We start from the raw sequence: 23,646 nt of genomic DNA, 5'->3' as shown, positions 1-23,646 counted from the left end.
GTTCGTTGAAAACGATAAGTCGTTCACTCGGCCGCGGCAACATTGAGCCAGCGGTCGAGCGTCTCGGGCGCGGCCCGCAGTTCCGCGCTCGAGGACCGATGCACGATGCGGCCGCGGTCCAGGATGATGGCGGTCGAGGCCATGGCCAGGGCGATGACCGGATGCTGTTCGACCACGATGGTGGTCATGCCTTCCCGCGTGTGCAGGGCGATGATGGCGGCGCCCAGTTCTTCGACGACGATGGGGGCCAGGCCCTCCATGGGTTCGTCCAGCAGGAGCAGGCGCGGGTTGGTCATGAGCGCGCGGCCGACGGCCAGCATCTGCTGTTCGCCGCCGGACAGTTCGTTGCCCAGGTTGTTGCGCCGCTCGCGTAGCCGCGGGAACAGGCCATAGACCCGGTCCAGGGTCCACGGGCCCCGGCATGCGACCACGGTCAGGTTCTCCTCGACGGTCAGCGATGCGAACACCTCGCGTTCTTGCGGCACCCAGCCCAGGCCCGCCCGCGATCGCTGGCAGGCGTCCAGCCTGGCGATGTCGCGGCCCTGCCAGAGCAGGCGTCCGGCCGTCATGCGCGTGTTGCCCATCAAGGTTTCGAGCAGGGTGGTCTTGCCCACGCCATTGCGGCCGAGCACCGCCAGGCTGTCGCCAGCGCCAAGGGAGAACGAAAGATCGTCCAGCACCATCGCGTCGCCATAGCCGGCGCGTACGTGCTCCAGTTGCAGCAGGCTGCCGGACGCGTGGTTTTCGGCCGCAGGAGGGGGTGCGCTCATGGGCATGCCGCCTCCAGGGGCGTTGCCTGGCCGAGGTAGGCCTCGCGCACGCGGGGGTCGCGAGCGATGTCGCCGGGTAGCCCCGTGGCGATGAGGCGGCCGGCCACGAGCACCGAGATGCGCTGCGCGAAGCGGAAGACGAGGTTCATGTCGTGTTCGATCAAAAGAATGGCGATGTCCGGGGGCAGGCGATCCAGGACCGTGAAGACATGGCGGCTGTCGGCGGCCGAGACGCCGGCCGCCGGTTCGTCCAGCAGCAGCACCTTGGGCTTGCGCGCCAGGGCGAGCGCGATTTCCACCAGCCGCTGCCTGCCATAGGCGAGCTGGCGGGCGGGACGGTGCGCATCCGGCGCCAGGCCGATGCGCTCGAGCAGTTCCCAGGCTTCGCTGGCCGCCGGTTCATGCTCGCGCAGCGAACCGAACAGCGAGCGAACGGCGCCGGTGCGCGCCAGCACGACCAGCGTGACGGCCTCCAGCACCGTCATGTCCAGGAACAGCGTATTGATCTGGAAGGTACGCACCAGTCCCAGATCCACCCGCTTGTCGGGCGCCGCCGCGGTCACGTCCGCGCCGTCGAGCAGGACGCGGCCCGAGGTCGGGCGCAGCATGCCGGTCAACAGGTTGATGAAGGTCGTCTTGCCGGCGCCGTTCGGGCCGATCAGCGCATGCCGGTCGCCGGGAGCGAGCGACAGGTTCACGTTGTCGGTCGCCACCAGCGCGCCGAAGCGCTTGCACAGGTCGACGGTCTGGATCATCGTTGCGTCTCCCTTTGCGCCAGGCGCCGGGCGAGCCGCGCGGCGGTGCCCATGATGCCGCCACGCGCGAAGAATATCGTCAGCACCAGCAGCAGGCCGAGCCAGAAATGCCAGTACGCGGGACTGATGCCGGACAGCAGGTCGCGGCCCACGACGAATACCAGCGCGCCGATGAAGCCCCCGTAAAGGTAGCCCACGCCGCCCAGCGCGGCGATGATCAGGATATCGGCCGACCTGCCGAAACCCAGTGCGTCGATGGTGATGAATTGCGTGATCTGCGTCGTCAACGCGCCCGCGATGCCCGCCACCGCCGCCGAGGCGATGTAGGAGATCGCCAGCGTGCGGCCGTCGTCGATGCCCACCGCCAGCGCGCGGCGGCGGTTCATGCGGGTGGCATGCAGCGACAGGCCGTAGGGCGAATGGACCAGCCTGCGCACGAGGTACAGCGTGACGAAGGCCACTATGGCCGCATACACATAGGCGGTCGATCCCATGAGGTCGAACGGGAAGAGGCCGAGCAGCGGCGTGAACTCGATGCCCTGCAGGCCGTCGATGCCGCCGGTGACCGCCGTGGCCTTGTTGGCGGCCTCGTACAACACGAGGCCGATGGCCAGCGTCACCATGAGCCGGCTCAGATCGGTGCCCCGCACGACCAGCCGGCTGCCGAGCGCGCCCGCGCAGGCCGCGACGGCGGCGGCGATGGCCAGCGCCGAGACCGGTTCGTGCCAGCCGTACTTGCCGAGCCAGCCGGCGGTGAACGCGCCCACGCCGAAGAACGCGGCATGCCCCAGCGTGACGATGCCCGCGTAGCCGAGCAGCATGTCGAGCGACAGCGCGAAGATGCCGGTTACCAGCACCTGCGCGCCCAGGCTGCGGTGATCGGGAAAGGCGAAGAACGCGGCGATGATGAGCGCCCAGAATACGAGTTCGGGCGCGCGCCAGCGCGAGCGGTCCAGCAATGGACGCAGCGGGTTGCCGTTCATGCGGCCCTCCTGCGCGCGACGAGGCTGTAGAGGCCTTGCGGCCGGTACAGCAGGACCACCGCCATCAGCACGTAGATCATGAAGGCGCCGAACTCGGGAACGTAGTATTTGCTGCCGATGTCGCAGATGCCCAGCAGCATGGCGGCGAAGAAGGTGCCGTTGACCGAGCCGGCGCCGCCCAGCACCACCACCAGCAGGCACAGCACCAGCGTGCGCGTGGCGAAGGCCGGATCCAGGCCCAGCACCTCGGCCCCGAGCGCGCCCCCCAGCGCGGCGAGCCCGCTGCCGATCGCGAAGGCGATCATGAATACGCGCTTGACCGGGATGCCCATCGAGGCCGCGATGCGCTGGTTGTCGACCGAGGCGCGGATCATCGCGCCCAGGCGCGTCGAGTCGAGCCCCCAGTTCAGCAGGGCAAGCAGGGCCATGCCCGTGCCGAGCAGCATCAACCGATACTTGGAGATGCTCAGGTCGCCCAGGTACCAGCGGCCCTCGAGGTACTCGGGCACCCGCACCGCTTGCTGCGACGACCCCCAGAAATAGTGGACGATGCCGCCGGCCATCAGCATGAGCCCGAAGGTCAGGAGGCTCTGGTCGAGCGCCGTCGCGCGATAGAAGGGCGCATAGACCACGCGTTCCAGCACGAGGCTGGCCAGGGCGATCACCACGACGACCACGGCCACCGACACGAAGAACGGCCAGGCAAGCTGATTGACCAGCGTGACGAGGAAATAGCCGCCGAACATGGCGACGGCGGTGTGCGCGAGATTGACGAAACCCATCAATCCCAGCGTGATGGACAAGCCGAGCGCGATCACGAACAGCATGGCGCCGTACGACGTCCCATCGATGATCACGCCGACGAAATCGGTCAGCATGCAGACTCCTTTGGTTAGCGGGCCTTGACGGCCTCGATTTTGTCGAACTCGACGTTGTAGAGCTCGCCTCCGACCTTCTGGACCTTGCGGATGTAGATGTCCTGCACGATGTCGCGCGTGGCGGGGTCGATCGAGATCGGGCCGCGCGGACTGTCGAGCTTGAGCCCCTTCATCGCCGCGATGAGCTTGTCGCCGTCGGTATCGCCGCCCGTTTTCTTGGCCGCGGCGTAGATGACGGCCATGGCGTCATACGCGCCCACCCCGATGAAATTGGGCCGCTTGCGTCCCTGGGCCTGGACCGCCTTGACGAAGGCGCGGTTCAGGTCGGAGTCGTGCGCGGCCGAGTAGTGGTGCGCGGTGACGGTGTCCAGCGCGACGTCGCCGATGGCCGGCAGCGAATCGTCGTCGACCAGGTCGCCGGTGCCGATCAGGCGAATGCCGGCCTGCTTGAAGCCGCGTTCGTTGTAGGCCTTCATGAAGGCAATGGCGGCTTCGCTGCCCGGTACGAACACGAAGATGGCGTCGGCGCGCGCATCGCGCGCCCGCTGCAGGAACGGTGCGAACTCCATGCCGCTGACGGGCATGCGTATCTCGCCCGCCATCTGGCCGCCGGCTGCGGTGAACGCGTCCTTGAAGGCCTGGGCCGCGTCGTGGCCGGGGCCGTAGTCGGACACGAGCGAGAACACGCGCTTGATGCCGTTCTTGGCCGCCCACGTGGCCATGGGCGCGGAGGTCTGTCCGAGCGTGAACGCCGTGCGCACGATATAGGGTGACTTCTCGGTGACGATGGCGGTGGCCGCGAGCGCGATCATCGGCGTCTTGGCCGCGGTGGCGATGGGCGCCGCGGCCAGGGCATTGGGGGTGAAGTTGAAGCCCACCAGCGCATCGACCTTGTCGCGCGTGACGAGCTCCTGCGCGTAGCGGCGCGCGTTCTCGGGCGAGATGCCGCCGGTGTCGCGCAGGATGAGTTCGACCTTGCGGCCGGCCACGGTGTCGCCGTTGAGCTTCATGTAGGCGCGCATCGCGCTTTCGATGGACTGCCCGGCGGAGGCATAGGTGCCGGAGAACTCGGTGACGACGCCGATCTTCAAGGGCTTTTCGTCGGCATGCGTGGGCGTATGCGCGGCCGCGACGGCCAGGGCGCACGATGCAAGGCAAGAGCGAAGACGCGGTTTCATGATTCGGGCTACTCCTTTCATGTGTGGGCGCGGGCCGTGGCGCCGCGGTTGCGAAGGCCGATCTGCTCGAACATCGCCGCCACCAGCGGGCCGTCGGGCCGGTTCAGTTCGTCGATGATGGAAAAGTGGTCGTGGCCTTTCATGGGCAGGAAGCGCGAGGGGGCGCCCGCGGCGGCCCATGCGCGCGCATAGCCGGCGGACTGCTCGACGAATTCGGGCAACTCCTTTTCACCCACCGCGCAGACCAGGGGGCAGGCGGCGCGGGGCAGGTGCAGCAGGGGACTGTTGCGCGCGGCGCTTTCCGCGTCCAGGCGCAGCCATTCGTTCATCAGCGACTGCGCCATGGGCCGCATGTCGAAGATCCCGCTGACCGTCGTGACGCCCTTGACGAGATCGGCCGGCAGACCCTGTCCGGCCCAATCGGTGGCGGCAGCCATGCCGGCCAGGTGGCCGCCCGCGGAGTTGCCGCAAAGAAAGATGCGGTCGGGGTCGCCGCCGAACGAGGCCGCATGGCGATGGACCCACGCCACGCCCTGGCGTACGGACGCGACCATGTCGTCCACGCTGGCCGCGGGCGCCAGGGGGTATTCCATGGAGAGCCAGATGGCGCCCGCCGGCCCGAAGGTATGGGCGGGAAAGCCGCGGTCCGACTTGCTCGAGCCTTTCCAGGCGCCGCCGTGCAGGTAGATCACCACGGGGGCGTGGGGCGCGTCCGCCAGATAGACGTCCAGCGTTTGCGCGGCCCCCTCGCCGTAGGCGAGGTCGAGCCGGGTCGGCCGTTGCTCGCGCGTGAGCCGGCTGGCCTCGGCGTAGCGTTGCAGGTGGGTGCGGAAATCGGGGACCGTGGCCTCGATGTCGTAGGGTGCGGGGCGTTCGTTCATGCGGATCTCGTGGTGATGCGGTTCGAAGAAAAATCCGTGGGCGCAAGCCAATCGCGGGGGGCGTGCAGCCGGCCGGACAAGCCTTGCTGGAAGTGGTAGAGCGCGAAGGCCTGGAGCACCTCCTGGTTGGCGTCCAGGCCGTAGGGCCAGTAGTCCTCGCCCATCAGGTCCACGGTGCGCTGGTATTCCGCCGTGACCCAGGGCAGGGTGGCGGCCAGCTGGCAGACGTCCCGGATGTCCTGCAGCGCCATGCGCCGGGCGGCCTCGAAGCCGTGGCAGACCGCCTGGGCCAGCCACGGATGGCGCTCGTGCAGCTCGCGCCGCAGGCCCAGCAGATGCATGATGGGAAAGAAGCCGGTGCGCCGGTAGTACGCCTGCTCGACCCGTTGATGGTCCGGGAACAACCGGACCACGGCGTCCTGTCCGGCGCCGAAGCTGGATGGCACCTTGGCGCCGATGACCGCATCGATCTCCCCGCGCGCCAGCATGCCGGCCAAGTCCTGGTCCGGCGGGGCGAGGATGGAGACTCCCGGTACGGCGGTGGCGGCGGCCGGGCCGGGTTCGCCGGCCTCCATGGGGGCTTCCACCCACTGTATCTCGTGAGGCTGGACGCCGTGGTCGTGGGCCAGGAAGGCCCGGATCCAGACATTGGCCGTCGTCTTGTAGTCCGGCGTTCCGATGATCCTGCCGCGCAGGTCGGAAGGGGACCGGATGCCCTTGCCCGCGTGCACGTAGATGCCGCCGTGCCGGAAGGCGCGAGAAGGAAAGACCGGCAGCGCGACATAGGGCGGGTTCCCGGCCTCCAGCGACCGCAGGTAGCCGCTCAAGGACAGCTCGGTCAGGTCGAACTCGGCCGCCTTCGCGCGCGCGAAGGCGGCCTCGGGGTGCAGCGTCGTCGCCTGAAGGACGACGCCCTCGATGGCGACCCGTCCGTCGATCAGCGGCCGCGTCCGGTCATAGGCGGCGCAGGCAAGCGTCAGCGTCAGCATGGTCGGGGCGCGGCCAGGATCATTTCGCGATCCCCGCGTCGGCGATCACCTTCTTCCACCGGGTGGCCTCGGCGTCGATCAGCGACGAGAACTGCGCGCGGCTGGTGTTGCCGGTCAGCATGCCCATGTCCGCATAGCGCCTGCGCACCTCCGGATCGGCCAGCGCCTGCCGTACGGCGGCGTTGAGCTTGTCCAGTATGGCCGGGTCCGTTCCCTTGGGCGCGGCCAGGCCTATCCAGCTGCCCGTCTGCAGGGCGCCGTAGCCCGCTTCCGCGGTGGTCGGCACGTTGGGCAGGATGTCGAGCCGCTCGTTGGCCGCGACCGCGATGGGCTGGATGGTGCCGGCCTTGAGCGGACCTGCGATGGGACCCGCGGTGTAGAAGGCCACGTTCACGTCGTTGCGCAGCAAGGCCAGCACGACGGGGGGCGAGCCGTTGAACGGCACGTGGGTCATCGAGACGTTGGCCAGGTTGGCGAAGTATTCGGCCGCGAGATGAGGCGGGGTGCCGATGCCGGGCGAACCGAAGTTCACCTTGCCCGGCCGCTCTTTCGCATAGGCGGCCAGTTCGCGCAGGCTGCGGGCCGGTATGGCGGGATTGACGACGACGATCGTGGGCGCATTGCTGATCAGCGCGATGGGGTCGAACGCGGTCAGCGGATCGAAACCCATGTCGCGATAGAGGTACTGGTTGGTCGCGAAGTTGTTCACTGCCCCCAGCAGCAGCGTGTAGCCGTCCGGGGCGGCGCGCGCCACGTCCGCGGCGCCCAGGTTGCCGGAGGCCCCGGGCTTGTTCTCGATGACGAGCGGTTGACCGAGCTGTTTCTCCATCAGCGGCGCGATCAGGCGGAAGCTGACGTCTCCCAGCCCGCCCGCCCCATAGGGATTCACGATGCGTATGGGCCGGGAAGGGTAGGCATTGCTCTGGGCCCAGGCTGCGCCATGGGCGGCCAGGGGCAGCAGTAGCAGGGAATATCGGGCAAGGCGATGGTGGAACGGCTTCATGGAATCTCTCCTGGAGTGACGTTTCTCCTTACCGGTGGGCGCGCCGCAGGCCCCATGCCTGACGGCGCGCCGCCGCTTGTCGCTTCGTGTATCAGGGTTCGCCGTAGAAGTTGGCCGCGTTGTCGTAAAGGAACTTGCGCTTCTGCTCCTTGGTGAGATCCTGGCGTTCGATGATCTCCATCGCGGCGTTGTCCCGCCCTTCGCCATGGGGAAAGTCCGAGGAATAAAGAAGCTGGCCATCGCCCAGCAGCTTGAGTTCGTGCGCCAGCATGGCGTCGCTGGATTCGGGGCCCAGGTAGATGCGTCCCGATTTCACCAGGTCGTCCACTTCACTCTTGGGCAGCATGCTGGGATCGGCCATTCGGCCCTTGTTGACTTCGGCGTATTGCTTCATGCGCCCCACCGAATAGAAGATCCATTCGCCGCCGAACTCCAGGAACGCGACCTTCAGGCTGGGGTACTTGTCCAGCATGCCGTGGCCGGCCATGGCCATGAAGGCCAGTTGCGCGGGCATGGCCTTGCCGATCATGTTGGCGTCCTGGATCGACTCGCACAATTGCGCCAGCGGCGGGAAGCTCATGGCCATGTGCACGCACAGCGGCAGCCCGGTGCGCGAGAACTCGTTCCAGATCGGCTCGAAGCTCGGGTGCGACAGCATGCGGTCGCCCACGGTCCCGAACACCACGGCGGCGGCCGCGCCCATGGCGATCATTTCTTTCATGGCCAGCCGGGCCTGCTCGGCGTCCCGCATGGGCAGCAGGCCGACCCAGCGCAGGCGCTTGGCGGCGTCCCGGCAGCGCGTGCCGATGTAGCGGTTGTAGGCGCGGAAGAGTTCGCCTTCCAGCGTGGCGTCCGCGGCGATGGTCGCGTAGACCGTGCTGGGGAACAGGACCTGGACGTCGATGCCCAGCTTGTCCATCGCGGTGAGGCGGTCGGCGACGTCGCCCAGCGTGACACAGCCGACGGGCAGGGAGAATGCGGTGAAGTCGCCGGCGCGCGCGCGGTTGGCGCCGTATTCCTCCAGCACCATGCCAGGGGTATTGGCGGCATGGGTGCCGGGTCCGAACGGATGCGGTTCGATGCGGCCGTCGACCAGCCACGCCGTACCCCAATTGCCGAGTTCATGGCCGTCGCCGAATTTGACCGGCCGCGGACGCCGCAGCCAATACTGTTTGGGAAGGGTTTCCCACATTTCCGGGGTCATTAGAACGTGGGCATCTGCGTCATAAATCTTGAATCCTTCAAGCATGTTCAGTCCTTTCACGTAATGATGGGGAAAGCAGCAGGGGCTACTGAATCAGTGGGGCGGGCAAGATCCTCCTTTGGCGATGGCGACAATCAACCCGGCAGGCCCATGAGCCGCAGCGCGGCCTGGGAAAGGGCAGAGCCGGGGTCGTTCAACCGGGTCACGATTTCGTAGTGGTTGGTGGCGGGCAGCAGCATCAGCTCCACCTGCCTGTCCTGTTCCTGCGCGGCGCGGACGAAGTCCCGCGCCTGCCGCTGGAATTCCGGGCTTTCCCGGTCGCCGATCGCGACCACGGCCGGACAGCGCAGGCGTGACAGGTGCCGGATCGGGCTGTAGCGCTCGATCTCGTCCGGCTGGAGTTCGACGTAGCCGCTGCGGGCGCTGAGCATCACGGGATGCAGGTCGTACATGCCGCTGATCAGCAGCGCGCTCTTGATCAGGTCGGCGGGCAGGTGCAGGGATTCCCAGTCCGTGGTCGCCAGAACCGCGGCCATATGAGCGCCGGACGAGTGGCCCGACAGGTGGATGCGTCCGGGGTCGCCGCCGAAGCGCGACGCCTTGGCGTGGACCCAGGCCAGCGCACGGCGGGTCTGGGCGATCATGTCGGGCAGGCGCACCTCGGGAATCAGCGAAAAATCCAGCACCACCAGCACGCCGCCCGCGGGGACGAGCGTGCGCGCCAGGAAGGATTCGTCGTCCTTGCTCAGATTGCGCCAGCCGCCGCCGTGCACGTGGACGTGGATGGGCGCGCCTTGCCGCTGCGCCGGAAAGATGTCCAGCGTCTCGTGGGGGCCCGGGCCATAGGGAACGTGCCGGTGGTGCGGGTATTGCTCGCGGGCGCTGGCGCTGGCCTGCGCGTACCAGGCCAGCATGGCGTCCCGGTTGTCGGCCCAGGCTCGCTGGTCGTAGGCGCGATCCAGCTCCTCCTGCGTGTAGTTCAGGTAGACGCGCGGCGGCGAGGCCCGCCAGTGGGACGCGAGCGTGTCCAGGCGGGTGACGTCGCCCAGCAGGAAGCGGACGTTGTTCAGCGTGGCCTCGTGCGCGGGTTGCGTGTGCGATGCCACGCAATCCTCGGGCACGACGCAGTGGAAGCCCAGCGCGTTCGCATGACGCAGCGTGGCTTCGACGCAGATGTTGGTCTGGACGCCCGCGAAAACCAGTGTACGGATGCCGCGGGCGCGCAGTTCGTGTTCGAGGGTAGTGCCGACGAAGCCGTCGTAGCTGTTTTTCTCCAGCACCGGTTCGCCGGACAGCGGCTGGACGCCGTACCAGTCGTAGCCCCACGTATCGCGATCGCAGCAGACGTCGGTGATGCCTTGCTCGGCCAGCTTGGTGCGCATGGACGCGGGCAGCAGGTCGGGCCGGTAGCAGGCGCGCAGCCAGAAGACCGGGATGCCATGTTCGCGCGCGGCGTCGATCAGGGCCTGGAGCGGGGGCACGATGGCGCAGCACGCCGCGGTGTCCTTGCCGATGACGCGCTCGACATAGCCGCCGGGGGCGCAGAAATCGTTCTGCATGTCGATCACCAGCACGGCCGTGTGGGCAACGTCCACTCGGGCGGCCAGGGAAAGGAGGGGCTGCGCATCCGATAAGTCGCGATAGGCGTCGGCTTTCAATTCCTTCTCCATAATCGATGATTTTTTTATTTTCGATTTTTAGGTGATTTTTAGGAATAATCGATTATCTGTCAATAGAAAGATGATTTGGGTCGCGTGTTACGATGAATGAAAAGACGAGGGGCATGATGAAACTGGCATCGGTGTTGCCGGCTGGACAGCCGGCTCCGAGCACGGGACAGAATTTCGCGAGCACGATTGCGACCCGGTTACGCAACGACATCGTTTCCGGCAGGCGTCCCCCAGGTGCCAGGCTTTCCATCGAAGAACTCAAGGGGGACTTCGGCGTCAGCCTTTCCCCGCTGCGCGAGGCCCTGGCCAGGCTGGCCACCGAGGGCTTCGTGGTCAACGAAGACAAGAAAGGGTTCAAGGTCGCGCCGGTATCGCGCGAGAACCTGCTCGAGGTCGCGAAACTGCAGTCCACGCTCGAGCCCATGGCCCTGCGCGAGTCCATCCGGCACGGCAACCGCGACTGGGAGGACGGCATCGTCCTGACCCACCACCGGCTGTCGCGCTACGAGCGTCCGGAACAGAAGGACGGCGGCGTCGTCGACGAGTGGGAAGCGCATCACCGCGAGTTCCACCTGGCGCTGCTGGCGGCCTGCCGCATGCCGCTGGCGCTGATGGTGTGCGATTCGCTCCAGCATTTCAGCGCGCGCTACCGGCGCCTGTTCCTGGCCTACAAGCCCTTCGATCGCGACGTCGCCCAGGAACACCGTTCGCTGGTGGATGCGACGCTGGACCGCAAGGAAGACCTGGCCGCGGAGATCCTGGCCGAGCACATCGAGCGAACAGCTCGAAACATCCTGGCGGCGCTGGATGCGGGCGGTGTGGCGGCGGCGAGTTGAAGCGTGTTTCGAGGCGCGCTAGGATAGCTACATGGCCATGCACGAGCCGATATATTCCCCAGATCCAACCCCATAAACAGAACCGGCGTGCGTGGCTGAGGAGGCCGTCATGATCAAAGTCAGTGAAATCCTGCGCGTCAAGGGCGACGCGCTTTATACCGCCAGCCCCGATACCCCGGTCGGGCAGGTCGTCGATACGATGGCCCTGCAAGACATCGGCTCGCTGGTTATCATGGAGTTCGGCGAGCTGGTGGGCATGCTCACCTTCCGCGAAATCATCCGGCACCTGCAGGCCAACGGCGGTTCCCTGGGTACCACCACCATCCGGTCGATCATGGACGACGCGCCGGTCACGGTATCGCCGAACACTGAAGTCAACGAGGTGCGGCGCCTGATGCTCGACAAGCATGCCCGCTACATCCCCGTCATGGACGGCCGCATGCTGCTGGGGGTGATCTCGTTCTACGACGTCGCCAGGGCCGTGCTCGAGGCCCAGGGCTTCGAGAATCGCATGCTCAAGGCCTACATCCGCGACTGGCCCGGCGAACAGCGCGAGACCGAAGGGACGCTGTAGGGGGGGGAATTCCCCCCCCCTACGCGCTGACGCGCGCCCCCCAGGGGGCGAAACCGGCGGACTGGCGAAGCCAGATCCGCGGTTTCCTGGGTCTAGGGAAACTATCTTGGACTGAAGCACGGTTGCTACCGCTGGCAGCCAGCGATGGCACCGGTGCTGCAACCCAAGAAGCGGGTGCTAGACCCAGGATGCGGTGGATCCGGCTCCGCCGGTCCACCCGCATCGCCCCCTGGGGGGCGCGCGTCAGCGCGTAGGGGGGGACCCACTACTACGGCTACAATGGCTCATCCCTACCGGAGCCCAGATTCCATGCCAGGCAGCACCCTCGGAGAACTCTTCTGCGTCACCAATTTCGGTGAATCCCACGGACCCGCCGTCGGCTGTGTGATCGACGGCTGCCCGCCTGGGATGTCGCTGACCGAGGCCGATATCCAGGTCGAGCTGGACCGCCGGCGTCCCGGTACGTCGCGCCACGTCACCCAGCGGCAGGAACCCGATCAGGTCGAGATCCTGTCCGGCGTCTACGAGGGCAAGACCACCGGTACGCCGATCGCGTTGCTGATCCGCAACCAGGACGCGCGCAGCAAGGATTACAGCAACATCGCGGAAACCTTCCGCCCCGGCCACGCCGACTACACCTACTGGCACAAGTTCGGCATTCGCGATCCGCGCGGCGGCGGCCGTTCGTCGGCCCGCCTGACGGCACCCACGGTGGCAGCCGGCGCGGTGGCCAAGAAGTGGCTGGCCGAGCGCTACGGCGTGCGCGTGCGCGGCTATATGAGCCAGCTGGGCGACATCGACATTCCGTTCGAGGACTGGGACGCTGTCCATACCAACCCGTTCTACGCGGCCGGCAACAGCCGCGTGGCCGAACTCGAGGCCTACATGGACCAGTTGCGCCGCGACGGCGACTCGGTGGGCGCGCGCATCGAGGTGGTGGCCGAGAACGTGCCGGTGGGCCTGGGCGAGCCGGTGTACGGCCGCCTGGACGCCGACATCGCCTACGCCATGATGGGCCTGAACGCGGTGAAGGCGGTGGAGATCGGGGCCGGTTTCCACAGCGTCGAGCAGCGCGGCACCGAGCATGGCGACGAACTCACGCCGGAGGGCTTTCTGTCGAACAATGCCGGCGGCATCCTGGGCGGAATCGCCACCGGACAGCCGATCACGGTGTCGCTGGGCATCAAGCCCACCTCCAGCATCCGCAGCCCGCGCCGGTCCATCGACAAGCAGGGCGCCCCGACGGTGGTCGAGACCCACGGGCGCCACGATCCCTGCGTGGGCATCCGCGCCACGCCCATCGCCGAGGCCCTGCTGGCCCTGGTGCTGGCCGACCACGCGTTGCGCCATCGCGCGCAATGCGCCGACGTGTCGGTCCAGACCCCGCGCCTGGGTCTGGCGCGCGGATAAAGAAAGTAACAGGGGTTTTGGGGCAAAATTGCCGCCTTGGCGTTCTTGTCTTGGGGGCAGCATGAAAAAGACCAAACGTTCTCCTGTCTTGCGCCGCGCCGCGATGGCCGCGGCGGCCCTGGCGCTGGTGGCCGCGGCCGGCTGCGAGTCGGTCAATACCACCCAGGGCGGCACGATAGGCATCGACCGCACGCAGCGCATGTCCAGCCTGGTATCCGAGCAGCAGCTCGACCAGCAGGCGGTCCAGCTCTACCAGCAGACGCTGTCGGGGGCCCGCAGCAAGGGCCAGCTCAACACGAACGCCTCCCAGCTCGCCCGTGTGCGGACGATTTCCCAGCGCTTGATCGGGCAGGTGGGGGTGTTCCGGCCCGATGCGACGAAGTGGAAGTGGGAAGTCAACGTCATCGACGACAAGGAAGTGAACGCCTGGTGCATGCCGGGCGGCAAGATCGCGGTCTATACCGGGTTGATCAATACCGTGAAGCCGTCCGACGACGAGCTGGCGGCGGTACTGGGCCACGAGATCGCGCACGCGCTGCGCGAACACGCGCGCGAGCGGGCGTCCGAACAGATGGCGACGAGCATGGGCTTGAGCGTGCTGGCGGCGATCACGGGGTCGCAGGCGAGTTCGGACCTGGGCGGGGCGCTGGCCAACGTGATGTTCGGGCTGCCGAACAGCCGCTTGCATGAGACGGAGGCCGACCGGATGGGGGTGGAACTGGCAGCCCGGGCGGGCTATGACCCGCGGGCGGCGGTGACGTTGTGGACCAAGATGGGACAGGTCGGCGGTTCGGCGCCGCCCGAGATCCTGTCCACCCACCCGTCGGCCGAGTCCCGTATCGCGGACCTGCGGCAGGCTTCCGAGAAGGTGTTGCCGCTGTACCAGCAGGCTCGACGCTAGAGTCCTTAAAGTGGCCGTGGCGGGGAGTAAAAACCCCCCATCGCCGCCAGCCAGTTGTTACCCAGGATGCGGAGGATCCGGCTCCGCCGGTCCACGCGCATCGCCCCCGGGGGCCCGCCGCCGGGCCGTCCCAAGGTGGGTCCCGGCCCCCTTGGGGGGCTGCCGCGTAGCGGCTGGGGGCTCATCATGCTGGGCGCGCGCAAGCGCGTAGGGGGGGCTTAATATACAATCAAGAGTTCCCTATCCCTGAGCGGGTCCGTCGAGGCTGGTCCTCGCGCCTGAGCGACGCCGAGAGGCGCCGAGCCGTGCGGCTGTTCATGAGCCCGTTCACTTTTTGGCCGGAATCTCATGCCTCAGACCCTTTACGACAAGCTGTGGGACGCCCACGTCGTCCATCAGGAAGAAGACGGTACCTGTCTGATCTACATCGATCGCCATCTGGTCCACGAAGTGACCAGCCCGCAGGCGTTCGAAGGGCTGAAGCTGGCCGGCCGCCCGGTGTGGCGCATCAGCGCCAACCTGGCGGTGGCCGACCATAACGTGCCCACGCACAACCGCGACCAGGGCATTGCCGATCCGATCTCGCGCCTGCAGGTGGATACGCTGGATGCCAACTGCCAGGACTACGGCATCGTCGAGTTCGACATGGGCGATCGCCGCCAGGGCATCGTGCACGTGATCGGGCCCGAGCAGGGCGCGACGCTGCCGGGCATGACCGTGGTTTGCGGCGATTCGCACACCAGCACGCACGGCGCCGTGGCCGCGATGGCCTTCGGCATCGGTACCTCCGAGGTCGAGCACGCGCTGGCCACGCAGACGCTGCTGGTCAAGAAGAACAAGAATATGCAGGTGCGGGTCGAGGGCAAGCTGCCCGCCGGCTGCACCGCCAAGGACCTGGTCCTGCACGTGATCGGCAAGATCGGCACGGCGGGCGGGACGGGGCATGCCATCGAGTTCGCCGGCAGCACGATCCGCGACCTGTCGGTCGAAGGCCGCATGACCATCTGCAACATGGCCATCGAGGCCGGCGCGCGCGTCGGGCTGGTGGCGGTGGACGAGAAGACCATCGAGTATTTCCGCGGCCGTCCCTACGCGCCCAAGGGCCAGGCCTGGGACCAGGCGGTGGCGTACTGGAACACCCTGCACTCGGACGAAGGCGCGCATTTCGACCGCGTGGTCGAGGTCGACGCGGCCGAGATCCAGCCGCAGGTCACCTGGGGCACTTCGCCCGAGATGGTGCTGCCGGTGGGCGCCAACGTGCCGGATCCGGCCAGCGAGAAGGACGAGACCCGCCGTTCGGGCGTGGCGCGCGCGCTGGAGTACATGGGCCTGACGGCGAACATGCCGATCACCGACATCAAGATCGACAAGGTCTTCATCGGCTCGTGCACCAACTCGCGCATCGAGGATTTCCGTGCCGCCGCGGCGGTACTGCGCGGCAAGCGCGTGGCCTCCAACGTCAAGCTGGCGCTGGCCGTGCCCGGTTCGGGCCTGGTCAAGGCGCAGGCCGAGCAGGAAGGCCTGGACAAGGTCTTCATCGAGGCCGGCTTCGAGTGGCGCGATCCCGGCTGCTCGATGTGCCTGGCCATGAACGACGACCGCCTGGAACCGGGCGAACGCTGCGCCTCGACCTCGAACCGCAATTTCGAGGGCCGGCAGGGCGCGGGCGGCCGCACCCACCTGGTGAGCCCCGCGATGGCGGCGGCCGCCGCCGTGGCAGGTCATTTCGTCGATGTCCGCAAGGTCAACTAAGGTAGAGCATCATGCAAGCATTCACCACTCATGAAGGCCTGGTGGCGCCGCTGGACCGCGAGAACGTCGATACGGACCAGATCATCCCCAAGCAATTCCTGAAGTCCATCCATCGCAGCGGCTTCGGCCCTAACCTGTTCGACGCCTGGCGCTACCTGGACGAAGGCCAGCCCGGCATGGACAACAGCAAGCGGCCGCTGAACCCGGACTTCGTGCTGAACCAGCCGCGCTACCAGGGCGCTTCCATCCTGCTGGCACGCAAGAACTTCGGCTGCGGTTCGAGCCGCGAGCATGCGCCGTGGGCGCTGGACCAGTACGGTTTCCGCGCGGTGATCGCGCCGTCGTTCGCCGACATCTTCTTCAACAACTGCTTCAAGAACGGCGTGCTGCCCATCGTGCTGTCGGAAGTCGACGTGGACAGCCTGTTCCAGGAAGTGGAAGGCAAGCAAGGCTACCGGCTGACCATCGACCTGGACCGCCAGGTCGTCGCGACGCCGTCCGGCCGCGAGCTGTCGTTCAGCGTCGACAGCTTCCGCAAATACTGCATGCTGAACGGCCTGGACGAGATCGGCCTGACGCTGCGCCATGCGGACAAGATCAAGGCCTTCGAACAGAAGCGGCTCGCCACCCAGCCCTGGCTGGACGTGGAGGCGCTGCGCGGTACCCAGGCCAGTCGCTGACACCGTAATTCCGCCGGCCCCTGCGGGCCGGTCCCGACCCTGAATCAAGAGCCACAATGACACAACATATCGCAGTGCTGCCGGGAGACGGCATCGGTCCCGAAATCGTCGAACAAGCCGTGCGCGTGCTGACCGCGCTGGGCGAGTCGTTCACGCTCGACACCCAGCCGGTGGGCGGTGCTGCGTACGAGGCCGCGGGCCATCCGCTGCCTCCGGCCACGCTGGACCTGGCCAAGAAGGCCGATGCGGTGCTGTTCGGCTCGGTGGGCGACTGGAAGTACGACAAGCTCGAGCGCGCGCTGCGTCCCGAACAGGCCATCCTGGGGCTGCGCAAGAACCTGGGCCTGTTCGCCAACCTGCGCCCGGCCATCCTGTATCCCGAACTGGCCAATGCTTCGTCGCTCAAGCCCGAGGTGGTGTCGGGCCTGGACATCCTGATCATCCGCGAGCTGACCGGCGACATCTATTTCGGCCAGCCGCGCGGCGTGCGCACGGCCCCGGACGGCGCCTTCGCGGGCCAGCGCGAGGGCTTCGACACGATGCGCTACGCCGAGCCGGAAATCCGCCGCATCGCGCACGTGGCCTTCCAGACCGCCCGCAAGCGCCGCGGAAAGTTGTGCAGCGTCGACAAATCCAACGTGCTCGAGACCTTCCAGTTCTGGAAGGACATCGTCACCGAGGTCGGCAAGGAGTATCCTGATGTGGAGCTCAGCCACATGTACGTGGACAACGCCGCCATGCAACTGGTGCGCGCGCCCAAGCAATTCGACGTGATCGTGACCGGCAACATGTTCGGCGACATCCTTTCCGACCAGGCTTCGATGCTGACGGGCTCCATCGGCATGCTGCCGTCCGCCTCGCTGAACGAGACCGGCAAGGGCCTGTACGAACCCAGCCACGGCTCGGCGCCCGACATCGCGGGCAAGGACATCGCCAACCCGCTGGCGACCATTCTCTCGGCGGCGATGATGCTGCGCTATTCGCTCGACAAGGCGGCCCAGGCCGACCGGATCGAGGCAGCCGTCAAGAAAGTGCTGGAGCAGGGCTTGCGCACGGCCGACATCTACGAAGCGGGCACGACTAAGGTCGGCACTGCCGAGATGGGCAGTGCCGTGATCAAAGCTCTGTAACCAGCCTGCGTGTCGCGCCCCCCGGGTGTGATGCGCCCGGCAAACAGTTTCAATCTGGACTACTTGTTAGGGGTGTGTAAATGAAAGCAGTTGGTCTGGTCGGCTGGCGCGGCATGGTCGGTTCCGTGCTCATGCAGCGCATGCGCGACGAAAACGATTTCTCGCTGATCGAGCCGGTGTTCTTCTCGACCAGCAACGCCGGCGGCGCGGCGCCCTCGTGGGCGCAGGGCGCGGGCCCGTTGCAGAACGCGTTCGACATCGAGGCGCTGAAGAAGCTGCCCATCATCGTCACGGCGCAGGGCGGCGACTACACCACCGAGGTCTATCCCAAGCTGCGCGCCGCCGGCTGGGACGGCATCTGGATCGACGCGGCCAGCACGCTGCGGATGAAGGACGATGCCATCATCGTGCTCGACCCGGTCAACCGCAACGTGATTGACGAGGCGCTGAAGAAGGGCGTCAGGAACTACATCGGCGGCAACTGCACGGTCAGCTGCATGCTGATGGGCCTGGGCGGCCTGTTCGAGCACGACCTGATCGACTGGATGACCAGCATGACCTACCAGGCCGCCTCCGGCGGCGGCGCGCAGCACATGCGCGAGCTGCTGACCCAGTTCGGCCTGCTCAACGCCACGGTGTCCGGCCTGTTGGCGGACCCGGCCTCGGCCATCCTGGAAATCGACCGCACGGTGCTGGCCAAGCAGCAGGACGGGTCGCTGCCGCAGGAACACTTCGGCGTGCCGCTGGCCGGCAACCTGATCCCCTGGATCGACAAGGACCTGGGCAACGGCACCTCGCGCGAGGAATGGAAGGGCGGCGCCGAGACCAACAAGATCCTGGGCCGCGGCGAGGGCTTCAGCGTGTCTCCCATCCCCATCGACGGCCTGTGCGTGCGCATCGGCGCGATGCGCTGCCACAGCCAGGCGCTGACCATCAAGCTCAAGAAGGACGTGCCGCTGGACGAGATCGAGGGCATGCTGCGCGAGAACAACCCGTGGGCCAAGGTCGTCCCGAACACGCGCGAGGCGTCGATGCAGTCGCTCACGCCGGTGGCCGTGACCGGCACGCTGGACATCCCGGTCGGCCGCATGCGCAAGCTGGCGATGGGCCCCGAGTACCTGAGCGCCTTCACCGTGGGCGACCAGCTGCTGTGGGGCGCGGCCGAGCCGCTGCGCCGCATGCTGCGCATCGCGCTGGGCGAGCTCTGATCCTCGGGCTTGCATCAGAACGTACCTGAGCTTGCGACGGTAAGTCTCTGATGCTAAAAGGAGTCCCGGCAGGTGCCGACCTGCCGGGATGATCAACCGCCAGGCTATTCGCGGGGGCTTTTGCGCATGGGATTAGGATGAACGGACTTTCCGATCGAGAGGCAGGCCGTCCGGCCTTGATACACAAGCGTCCGCGCGCGGGCGGTCCATCGGCGGGGCTGCTGGCGCTGGGATTGGCGGCCGGGGCCGTATCGGCGGCGCAGGCCGCCGACCTGGGGTCGCTGAAAGTCCTGTCCGCATCCGGCGAGCCCCTGCGTGCCGAGATCACCGTCAATGCCGCGACGCCCCAGGAAGCCGGCACGCTCCAAGCGGCCATCGCGCCGCGGGACGTCTACCGCCAGACCCAGCTCGAATACAGCGAAGCCCTGGCCAACCTGACGCTGCGCATCGAAGACCGTCCGGACGGGCGCAAGGTGGTCAGCATCGCGTCGGCGGCACCGCTGGACGTCCACGTCCTGGACCTGCTGGTGGAGCTGACCTGGAACATGGGCCGCTTCATCCGCCAGTACACCTTCATCCTGGATGTGCCGACGCCCAAGGCGCAGGCCGCCGAGACGCAGTCCACGCCGGCCGCCCTGGAGGTCAAGCCTGGCGATACCCTGTTCGGCATCGCGGGCCGCCTGAAGCCCGAAGGCGCTTCGATCTACCAGACCCTGGCTGCGCTGCTGCGCGCCAACCCCCAGGCCTTTGTCGACGGCAACATGAACCGGCTGCGCGCCGGCGCGTCGCTGTCCGTGCCCGGCGCGGACGACGTGGGCGCGATCGACTCAGCGCAGGCCGCGGCCTTGTTCGCCAGCCAGGCCGAAGCTTTCGAGGCCTACCGCCAGCGCGTGGCGGGCGGCGCGAGGCAGGTGCCGGCCGGAGCGGCCGGCGGGGCCGAGTCGCGGGGCGACATCGCGTCCTCGGCCGGATCGCAGGCGGAATCCGGTACGCAAGAGGGCGATGCCCTCAAGCTTTCCAGCGGCGGCAAGGAAACGGCCGCCGGCGGCGAGCAGACCACGCGCGACCGCCTGGAGGAAGAGCGGGACGCCACCGCGAAGGCCATGCGCGAGGCGCAGGAGCGGGTCGAGGCTTTGCAGGGCAACGTCGAAGCCATGCGCGGCCTGCTCGAGGCGCAGAACGAGACGCTGGCGAAGATGGAGCAGCAGGCCCGCGAGCGCGCGGCCGATACCGCGGCTGGCCAGCCGGCCACGCCGGCTGGTGACGCGGCCGCCAAGCCGGATGCCGCCGCGCCCGCGGCCCCGGCGCAAGCGCCGGCGACGGCGGGCGAACCGTCCGCGAACGCCGCCGCCCCGGCCACCGCCGAGGCCGCGCCCGCCGGTGAGCCCGAGGCACGGGCGTCCCTGGTCGCCTCGGTGGCCGGCAAGGTCCGCGAGCACAGCGTGGCCGTGCTGGGCGCCATCGTTGCCGTGCTGGCGGCCCTGCTCGGCGCCCTTGCGCTGCGCCGCCGCTCGGCCCGCGCCGAACGGGAAGACGCGCGCGAGGCGGCCCGCGTCGAGGACGAGAACGCCAATGAGGAGGCCGACGCACTGCCGCCGGCCGAGGGCGCTCCGGTCAATCACCTGCGCGACTGGGACGATATCCCGCCGTTCCCCATTCCCGATACCCTGCCGCCGCGCGCGGAAGGCGAACCCGACGACTATCCGGACGACGACGAGCCCGAGGATAGCGGCCGTCCCGCGGCCGTTGCGCCGGCCGCCGCCGTGGCGGCCTTCGGACTGGACCTGAGCCTGGATGCTCCCGCGCCGGCACAGGACAAACCCAGGCACACCGCCGCGCCGGGCATCGACCTGGATACGGACCTGGACGCGCCGGCCGGCATGGCCGCCAAGCTGGACCTGGCCAAGGCCTATGCCGACATGGGCGACCGCGCCGGCGCGCGCGAACTGCTGGAAGAGGTCCTGCGCGACGGCGACGCGGACCAGCGCGAACGGGCGCGGGCGCTGCTCGCTTCCTGGTAGGACCGCCCGGCATGCCGCGCATCGCCCTGGGGCTGAGCTACGACGGCGCCCCCTGGCTGGGCTGGCAGACCCAGCCGCACCGGCGAACCGTGCAGGACCGGCTGGAATCGGCCCTGGCCGCCTTTGTCGGCCAGCCGATGGCTACCATCTGCGCCGGCCGCACCGATACCGGGGTGCATGCCGCGCAGCAAATCGTGCATCTGGATACCGAGGTCTTGCGTCCCGAGCAGGCCTGGGTGCGCGGCGTGAACGCGCATCTGCCGCCCAGCATCGCGGTGCGCTGGGCGCGCGAAGTGCCCGCCGACTTCCACGCCCGTTTCTCCGCGCGTTCGCGCTCCTATGTCTACCTGCTGCTGGACGACCCCGTTCGCTCGCCGCTGTGGACGGGCCGCGCGGGCTGGAGTTTCCGGCCCCTGGACCTGGAGGCGATGCGCACGGGGGCGGCCCATCTTCTGGGCGAGCACGACTTCAGCAGCTTCCGTTCGTCCGAGTGCCAGGCGGCCTCGCCCGTGCGCACGATGCACGAACTCGGCATCGAACGGCGCGGCCGGCTGGTGGTCTTCACCCTGCGCGCCAATGCCTTCCTGCACCACATGGTCCGCAACATCGTGGGGGCGCTGGTGTACGTGGGGCAGGGCAGGCAGCCCGCCGGCTGGATGCCCGCGCTGCTGGCCGAACGCAACCGGACCAAGGCCGCGCCCACGTTCTCGCCCGATGGCCTCTACCTGACGGCCGTGGGCTATCCCGGCGACTACGGCTTGCCGTCCACCGACGCGACCGACGAGATCAGGCTGGGGCGCTGATCCGTCGGCCGTCCGGCCGGCGTCCTAGCGGCAGCTGTAGTTCGCGCCGTCGGAGATGGATCCGCCGCCCTTGTAGGTAGCCTTCTGCGGATGGACGCAGATCGGCATGCTGACGCTGGCGTCGGCCGATTTCAACATCAGCGGGCCGGGCTGCGTGCCTTTCTCGACCCAGGCTACCAGCGCGTCGAAGAACTGGTTGGCCGCGGGCAGCGGCACGGTGTTGGCCGTGGCGGCCGGCCCCGCGCTGCCGCTGACGGTGCCCACGCCGGCGCAGTGGCCCATGCCCGGGACCAGGTACAGCCGGTTGAAGGCCTGGACCGCATCCATGCCGCCCATCTCGTCGGCGACGCGGGCCAGGTAGTTCAGCGAGCCGGCGGGCGTGATCAACTGGTCGGCCAGCCCATGGTAGCTGATGACCTTGCCGCCGCCGTCGCGCAGCCGGGTCAGGTCGGGGTTGTCGGTGTTGATGTGGCCGAAGGCGGCCTGCAGCGCGACGCCGCGGTCATAGGCGTTGGCCAGGTCGGCGTAGCTCATGTCCTGCCACTTGTCCGCGCCGTTGCCGGTCGCGTTGGTGAAGGACGGGGTCGCGTACGAGGGGTTCTGCAACTCCAGGGCGACCATGTCGGTGGCGATGGTGAACGGGCGGGCAACCGGAGGCGTGCCCGACGATCCGGCCAGGCCGCCGAGGTCGGTGCCGCGCGTCAGGCCCCACCAGAGCTGCTTGCTGGCCAGCGTGGTGCCGCTGGCGTTGTCGGCTTGCGGGTCGGGGGCGCTGCCGTCGGCGGTCTGGCCGTACCAGATCTTGTTGATGGTCCGGGCCTCGGCCAGCGAGACACAGGCGGCATCGGTGCTGGTGCCGACCACGCCGTTGCCGGCCACGCCCGCGCACAGCGCCGAGGCGTCGCGCGTCGGGTCGTAGTGGCATTGGCCGGGATCGGCGATGAAGCCCAGGTGCTGGCCGCCCACGGTGTCGCAGGCGCTGACCGCGGCCGCGCTGACGCGGCGCAGCTTGTCGGCGGCGATCGGGCCGCCCAGGTCGCGCCGCATGGCCACCTGTGGATACAGCTCGTTGGTGATGAAGCGGGTCCAGTTGAAGGCGGGGGCGCCGTTCAGGTAGCCGTCGTAGTCGTCGGGGTGCTCCTGGGCGATCTTGTAGCCCTGGCGGCCGCCGGTGGAGCAGCCTTCCCAGTAGGCGTATTGCTGCGGCTTGCCGTAGTAGGCCTCGACCAGCGCCTTGGTCTTGACCGCGAGTTCGTGCAGGCTGCGTTCGGCGAAATCGCCCCACAGCGCGCTGTTGATCGTGCCGTCTTCCTTCATCGCGAACGACCCGTTGCCCGCGATGGCGTGGCCGGTGTCGGTGCTGCCGACGGCATAGCCCAATGCCGCGGTGGCCGCGGCGCCGGCGTTGCCGACCAGCGTGGCCGAGGCCTGGCTGCCGCCTGCCCAGCCGCCACCGCCCAGGTTGCGGATGCGCTGGTTCCAGTTGGCCGGCGTGGGCAGCCAGACCTCGATGCCGATGCCGGGCGAGGTGGACGGCGCATCCGCCGTGCCCGGATTGCCCGGACCGACCACCATCTTGACCAGACACATGTCCTGGCCGGCCTTGGCGGGCGCGGGCGATGCCGGCGTACCCGCCAGGGCCAGGGCGTCGCCCTGCTTGAAGGCCTTGGCCAGGACCACCTGGGTGTTCGCGTCCGGCTTGAAGGCGGCCTTCATGCTGTCGTCGCAGCTGAGCGTGGCTGCCGGCGGCGGCGGGGCGGGCGGCGCGGGATCGTCGCTGCCGCCACAGGCGCCCAGGGCGGCCAGCAGGCCCGCGGCCCAGGCGCGTGGCGGCAGGCTGGAAAGGGGGTGACGGCGGGGGAAGGGATGCTGCTTCGGGCGTGCCATGGTGATCTCCTCGGTAGGCAGGCGGGCTGCCGTTGTTCTTGTGGATGGAACCGCAGGCCGACAAACGCTTTCATGCAGGATAGTTCTTGTTTTTGTGCGGCAATCATGCATATTGATGCATGATTCCTCAATC

General features: G+C 68.1%; 21 protein-coding genes. 10 read left to right on the top strand and 11 right to left on the bottom strand.

Annotated elements, in window-relative coordinates; all coding sequences use genetic code 11:
• Positions 1–23: 23 nt before the first annotated feature.
• From EGT29_RS16115 to EGT29_RS16070, 10 genes are all read right to left on the bottom strand, one after another.
• Positions 24–770, bottom strand: a complete 747-nt coding sequence (locus EGT29_RS16115; protein ID WP_124689934.1) for an ABC transporter ATP-binding protein — start codon at positions 768–770, stop codon at positions 24–26.
• Positions 767–1,525 (bottom strand): ABC transporter ATP-binding protein, encoded by a 759-nt coding sequence (locus tag EGT29_RS16110; RefSeq protein ID WP_124689933.1) that lies wholly within the window; start codon positions 1,523–1,525, stop codon positions 767–769. Before EGT29_RS16110 ends, EGT29_RS16115 begins: the two co-directional genes overlap by 4 nt.
• The gene (locus EGT29_RS16105; RefSeq protein WP_124689932.1) at positions 1,522–2,508 is read right to left on the bottom strand and encodes a branched-chain amino acid ABC transporter permease; all 987 of its coding nucleotides are present in this window, start codon (positions 2,506–2,508) and stop codon (positions 1,522–1,524) included. Before EGT29_RS16105 ends, EGT29_RS16110 begins: the two co-directional genes overlap by 4 nt.
• The gene (locus EGT29_RS16100; protein WP_124689931.1) at positions 2,505–3,386 is read right to left on the bottom strand and encodes a branched-chain amino acid ABC transporter permease; all 882 of its coding nucleotides are present in this window, start codon (positions 3,384–3,386) and stop codon (positions 2,505–2,507) included. Before EGT29_RS16100 ends, EGT29_RS16105 begins: the two co-directional genes overlap by 4 nt.
• 14 nt (positions 3,387–3,400) lie before the next feature.
• Complete coding sequence (locus tag EGT29_RS16095) at positions 3,401–4,564, bottom strand: ABC transporter substrate-binding protein (RefSeq protein WP_124689930.1); 1,164 nt, start codon at positions 4,562–4,564, stop codon at positions 3,401–3,403.
• Positions 4,565–4,581: 17 nt separating this feature from the next.
• Positions 4,582–5,445 (bottom strand): alpha/beta hydrolase, encoded by an 864-nt coding sequence (locus EGT29_RS16090; RefSeq protein ID WP_124689929.1) that lies wholly within the window; start codon positions 5,443–5,445, stop codon positions 4,582–4,584.
• A complete protein-coding gene (locus EGT29_RS16085) occupies positions 5,442–6,434 on the bottom strand; it encodes an ABC transporter substrate-binding protein (protein ID WP_124689928.1) in 993 nt (330 codons plus the stop codon). Before EGT29_RS16085 ends, EGT29_RS16090 begins: the two co-directional genes overlap by 4 nt.
• A gap of 19 nt (positions 6,435–6,453) precedes the next feature.
• Complete coding sequence (locus EGT29_RS16080) at positions 6,454–7,437, bottom strand: tripartite tricarboxylate transporter substrate binding protein (RefSeq protein WP_161567836.1); 984 nt, start codon at positions 7,435–7,437, stop codon at positions 6,454–6,456.
• A gap of 91 nt (positions 7,438–7,528) precedes the next feature.
• Entirely contained in the window at positions 7,529–8,629 is a 1,101-nt protein-coding gene (locus EGT29_RS16075; protein WP_161567835.1) for an amidohydrolase family protein, read from the bottom strand.
• A gap of 146 nt (positions 8,630–8,775) precedes the next feature.
• Complete coding sequence (locus EGT29_RS16070) at positions 8,776–10,299, bottom strand: isochorismatase family protein (RefSeq protein ID WP_161567834.1); 1,524 nt, start codon at positions 10,297–10,299, stop codon at positions 8,776–8,778.
• A gap of 125 nt (positions 10,300–10,424) precedes the next feature.
• On the opposite strand from EGT29_RS16070, the gene EGT29_RS16065 reads away from it, so the two are divergent.
• From EGT29_RS16065 to truA, 10 genes are all read left to right on the top strand, one after another.
• On the top strand, positions 10,425–11,147 hold the full coding sequence (locus EGT29_RS16065) for a GntR family transcriptional regulator (protein ID WP_161567833.1): 723 nt from the start codon (positions 10,425–10,427) through the stop codon (positions 11,145–11,147).
• A gap of 109 nt (positions 11,148–11,256) precedes the next feature.
• A complete protein-coding gene (locus EGT29_RS16060; protein ID WP_192901757.1) occupies positions 11,257–11,721 on the top strand; it encodes a CBS domain-containing protein in 465 nt (154 codons plus the stop codon).
• 309 nt (positions 11,722–12,030) lie between these two features.
• A complete protein-coding gene (gene aroC / locus EGT29_RS16055) occupies positions 12,031–13,131 on the top strand; it encodes a chorismate synthase (RefSeq protein ID WP_124689923.1) in 1,101 nt (366 codons plus the stop codon).
• Between the two features lie 61 nt (positions 13,132–13,192).
• A complete protein-coding gene (locus EGT29_RS16050) occupies positions 13,193–14,032 on the top strand; it encodes a M48 family metallopeptidase (RefSeq protein WP_192901756.1) in 840 nt (279 codons plus the stop codon).
• 348 nt (positions 14,033–14,380) lie between these two features.
• Positions 14,381–15,784 carry a 3-isopropylmalate dehydratase large subunit gene (gene leuC, locus EGT29_RS16045; protein ID WP_124689922.1) on the top strand — a complete coding sequence of 468 codons (1,404 nt, stop codon included), beginning with the start codon at positions 14,381–14,383 and terminating at the stop codon, positions 15,782–15,784.
• Positions 15,785–15,795: 11 nt separating this feature from the next.
• On the top strand, positions 15,796–16,464 hold the full coding sequence (gene leuD, locus EGT29_RS16040) for a 3-isopropylmalate dehydratase small subunit (RefSeq protein ID WP_124689921.1): 669 nt from the start codon (positions 15,796–15,798) through the stop codon (positions 16,462–16,464).
• A 56-nt stretch (positions 16,465–16,520) separates the two neighbouring features.
• Positions 16,521–17,594: a 3-isopropylmalate dehydrogenase gene (gene leuB, locus EGT29_RS16035; RefSeq protein WP_124689920.1), complete on the top strand. Its 1,074-nt coding sequence runs from the start codon at positions 16,521–16,523 to the stop codon at positions 17,592–17,594.
• Positions 17,595–17,674: 80 nt separating this feature from the next.
• Positions 17,675–18,802 carry an aspartate-semialdehyde dehydrogenase gene (gene asd / locus EGT29_RS16030; RefSeq protein WP_124689919.1) on the top strand — a complete coding sequence of 376 codons (1,128 nt, stop codon included), beginning with the start codon at positions 17,675–17,677 and terminating at the stop codon, positions 18,800–18,802.
• 137 nt (positions 18,803–18,939) lie between these two features.
• Positions 18,940–20,823 (top strand): FimV/HubP family polar landmark protein, encoded by a 1,884-nt coding sequence (locus EGT29_RS16025; RefSeq protein WP_124689918.1) that lies wholly within the window; start codon positions 18,940–18,942, stop codon positions 20,821–20,823.
• Positions 20,824–20,834: 11 nt separating this feature from the next.
• Positions 20,835–21,626 (top strand): tRNA pseudouridine(38-40) synthase TruA, encoded by a 792-nt coding sequence (gene truA, locus EGT29_RS16020; protein ID WP_124689917.1) that lies wholly within the window; start codon positions 20,835–20,837, stop codon positions 21,624–21,626.
• Between the two features lie 24 nt (positions 21,627–21,650).
• Here truA and EGT29_RS16015 read toward each other — a convergent pair whose 3' ends face one another.
• A complete protein-coding gene (locus tag EGT29_RS16015) occupies positions 21,651–23,513 on the bottom strand; it encodes a tannase/feruloyl esterase family alpha/beta hydrolase (protein ID WP_124689916.1) in 1,863 nt (620 codons plus the stop codon).
• Between the last annotated feature and the right edge of the window lie 133 nt (positions 23,514–23,646).

The organism is Pigmentiphaga sp. H8, from assembly GCF_003854895.1.
Taxonomy (GTDB): Bacteria; Pseudomonadota; Gammaproteobacteria; order Burkholderiales; family Burkholderiaceae_B; genus Pigmentiphaga.
This window is presented reverse-complemented; position numbering and strand designations above follow the sequence as displayed.

Coding starts and splice junctions, on each gene's coding strand:
- EGT29_RS16115 (WP_124689934.1), bottom strand. CDS start 770: ATGAGCGCACCCCCTCCTGCGGCCGAAAACCACGCGTCCGGCAGCCTG.
- EGT29_RS16110 (WP_124689933.1), bottom strand. CDS start 1,525: ATGATCCAGACCGTCGACCTGTGCAAGCGCTTCGGCGCGCTGGTGGCG.
- EGT29_RS16105 (WP_124689932.1), bottom strand. CDS start 2,508: ATGAACGGCAACCCGCTGCGTCCATTGCTGGACCGCTCGCGCTGGCGC.
- EGT29_RS16100 (WP_124689931.1), bottom strand. CDS start 3,386: ATGCTGACCGATTTCGTCGGCGTGATCATCGATGGGACGTCGTACGGC.
- EGT29_RS16095 (WP_124689930.1), bottom strand. CDS start 4,564: ATGAAACCGCGTCTTCGCTCTTGCCTTGCATCGTGCGCCCTGGCCGTC.
- EGT29_RS16090 (WP_124689929.1), bottom strand. CDS start 5,445: ATGAACGAACGCCCCGCACCCTACGACATCGAGGCCACGGTCCCCGAT.
- EGT29_RS16085 (WP_124689928.1), bottom strand. CDS start 6,434: ATGCTGACGCTGACGCTTGCCTGCGCCGCCTATGACCGGACGCGGCCG.
- EGT29_RS16080 (WP_161567836.1), bottom strand. CDS start 7,437: ATGAAGCCGTTCCACCATCGCCTTGCCCGATATTCCCTGCTACTGCTG.
- EGT29_RS16075 (WP_161567835.1), bottom strand. CDS start 8,629: ATGTGGGAAACCCTTCCCAAACAGTATTGGCTGCGGCGTCCGCGGCCG.
- EGT29_RS16065 (WP_161567833.1), top strand. CDS start 10,425: ATGATGAAACTGGCATCGGTGTTGCCGGCTGGACAGCCGGCTCCGAGC.
- EGT29_RS16060 (WP_192901757.1), top strand. CDS start 11,257: ATGATCAAAGTCAGTGAAATCCTGCGCGTCAAGGGCGACGCGCTTTAT.
- aroC (WP_124689923.1), top strand. CDS start 12,031: ATGCCAGGCAGCACCCTCGGAGAACTCTTCTGCGTCACCAATTTCGGT.
- EGT29_RS16050 (WP_192901756.1), top strand. CDS start 13,193: ATGAAAAAGACCAAACGTTCTCCTGTCTTGCGCCGCGCCGCGATGGCC.
- leuC (WP_124689922.1), top strand. CDS start 14,381: ATGCCTCAGACCCTTTACGACAAGCTGTGGGACGCCCACGTCGTCCAT.
- leuD (WP_124689921.1), top strand. CDS start 15,796: ATGCAAGCATTCACCACTCATGAAGGCCTGGTGGCGCCGCTGGACCGC.
- leuB (WP_124689920.1), top strand. CDS start 16,521: ATGACACAACATATCGCAGTGCTGCCGGGAGACGGCATCGGTCCCGAA.
- asd (WP_124689919.1), top strand. CDS start 17,675: ATGAAAGCAGTTGGTCTGGTCGGCTGGCGCGGCATGGTCGGTTCCGTG.
- EGT29_RS16025 (WP_124689918.1), top strand. CDS start 18,940: ATGAACGGACTTTCCGATCGAGAGGCAGGCCGTCCGGCCTTGATACAC.
- truA (WP_124689917.1), top strand. CDS start 20,835: ATGCCGCGCATCGCCCTGGGGCTGAGCTACGACGGCGCCCCCTGGCTG.
- EGT29_RS16015 (WP_124689916.1), bottom strand. CDS start 23,513: ATGGCACGCCCGAAGCAGCATCCCTTCCCCCGCCGTCACCCCCTTTCC.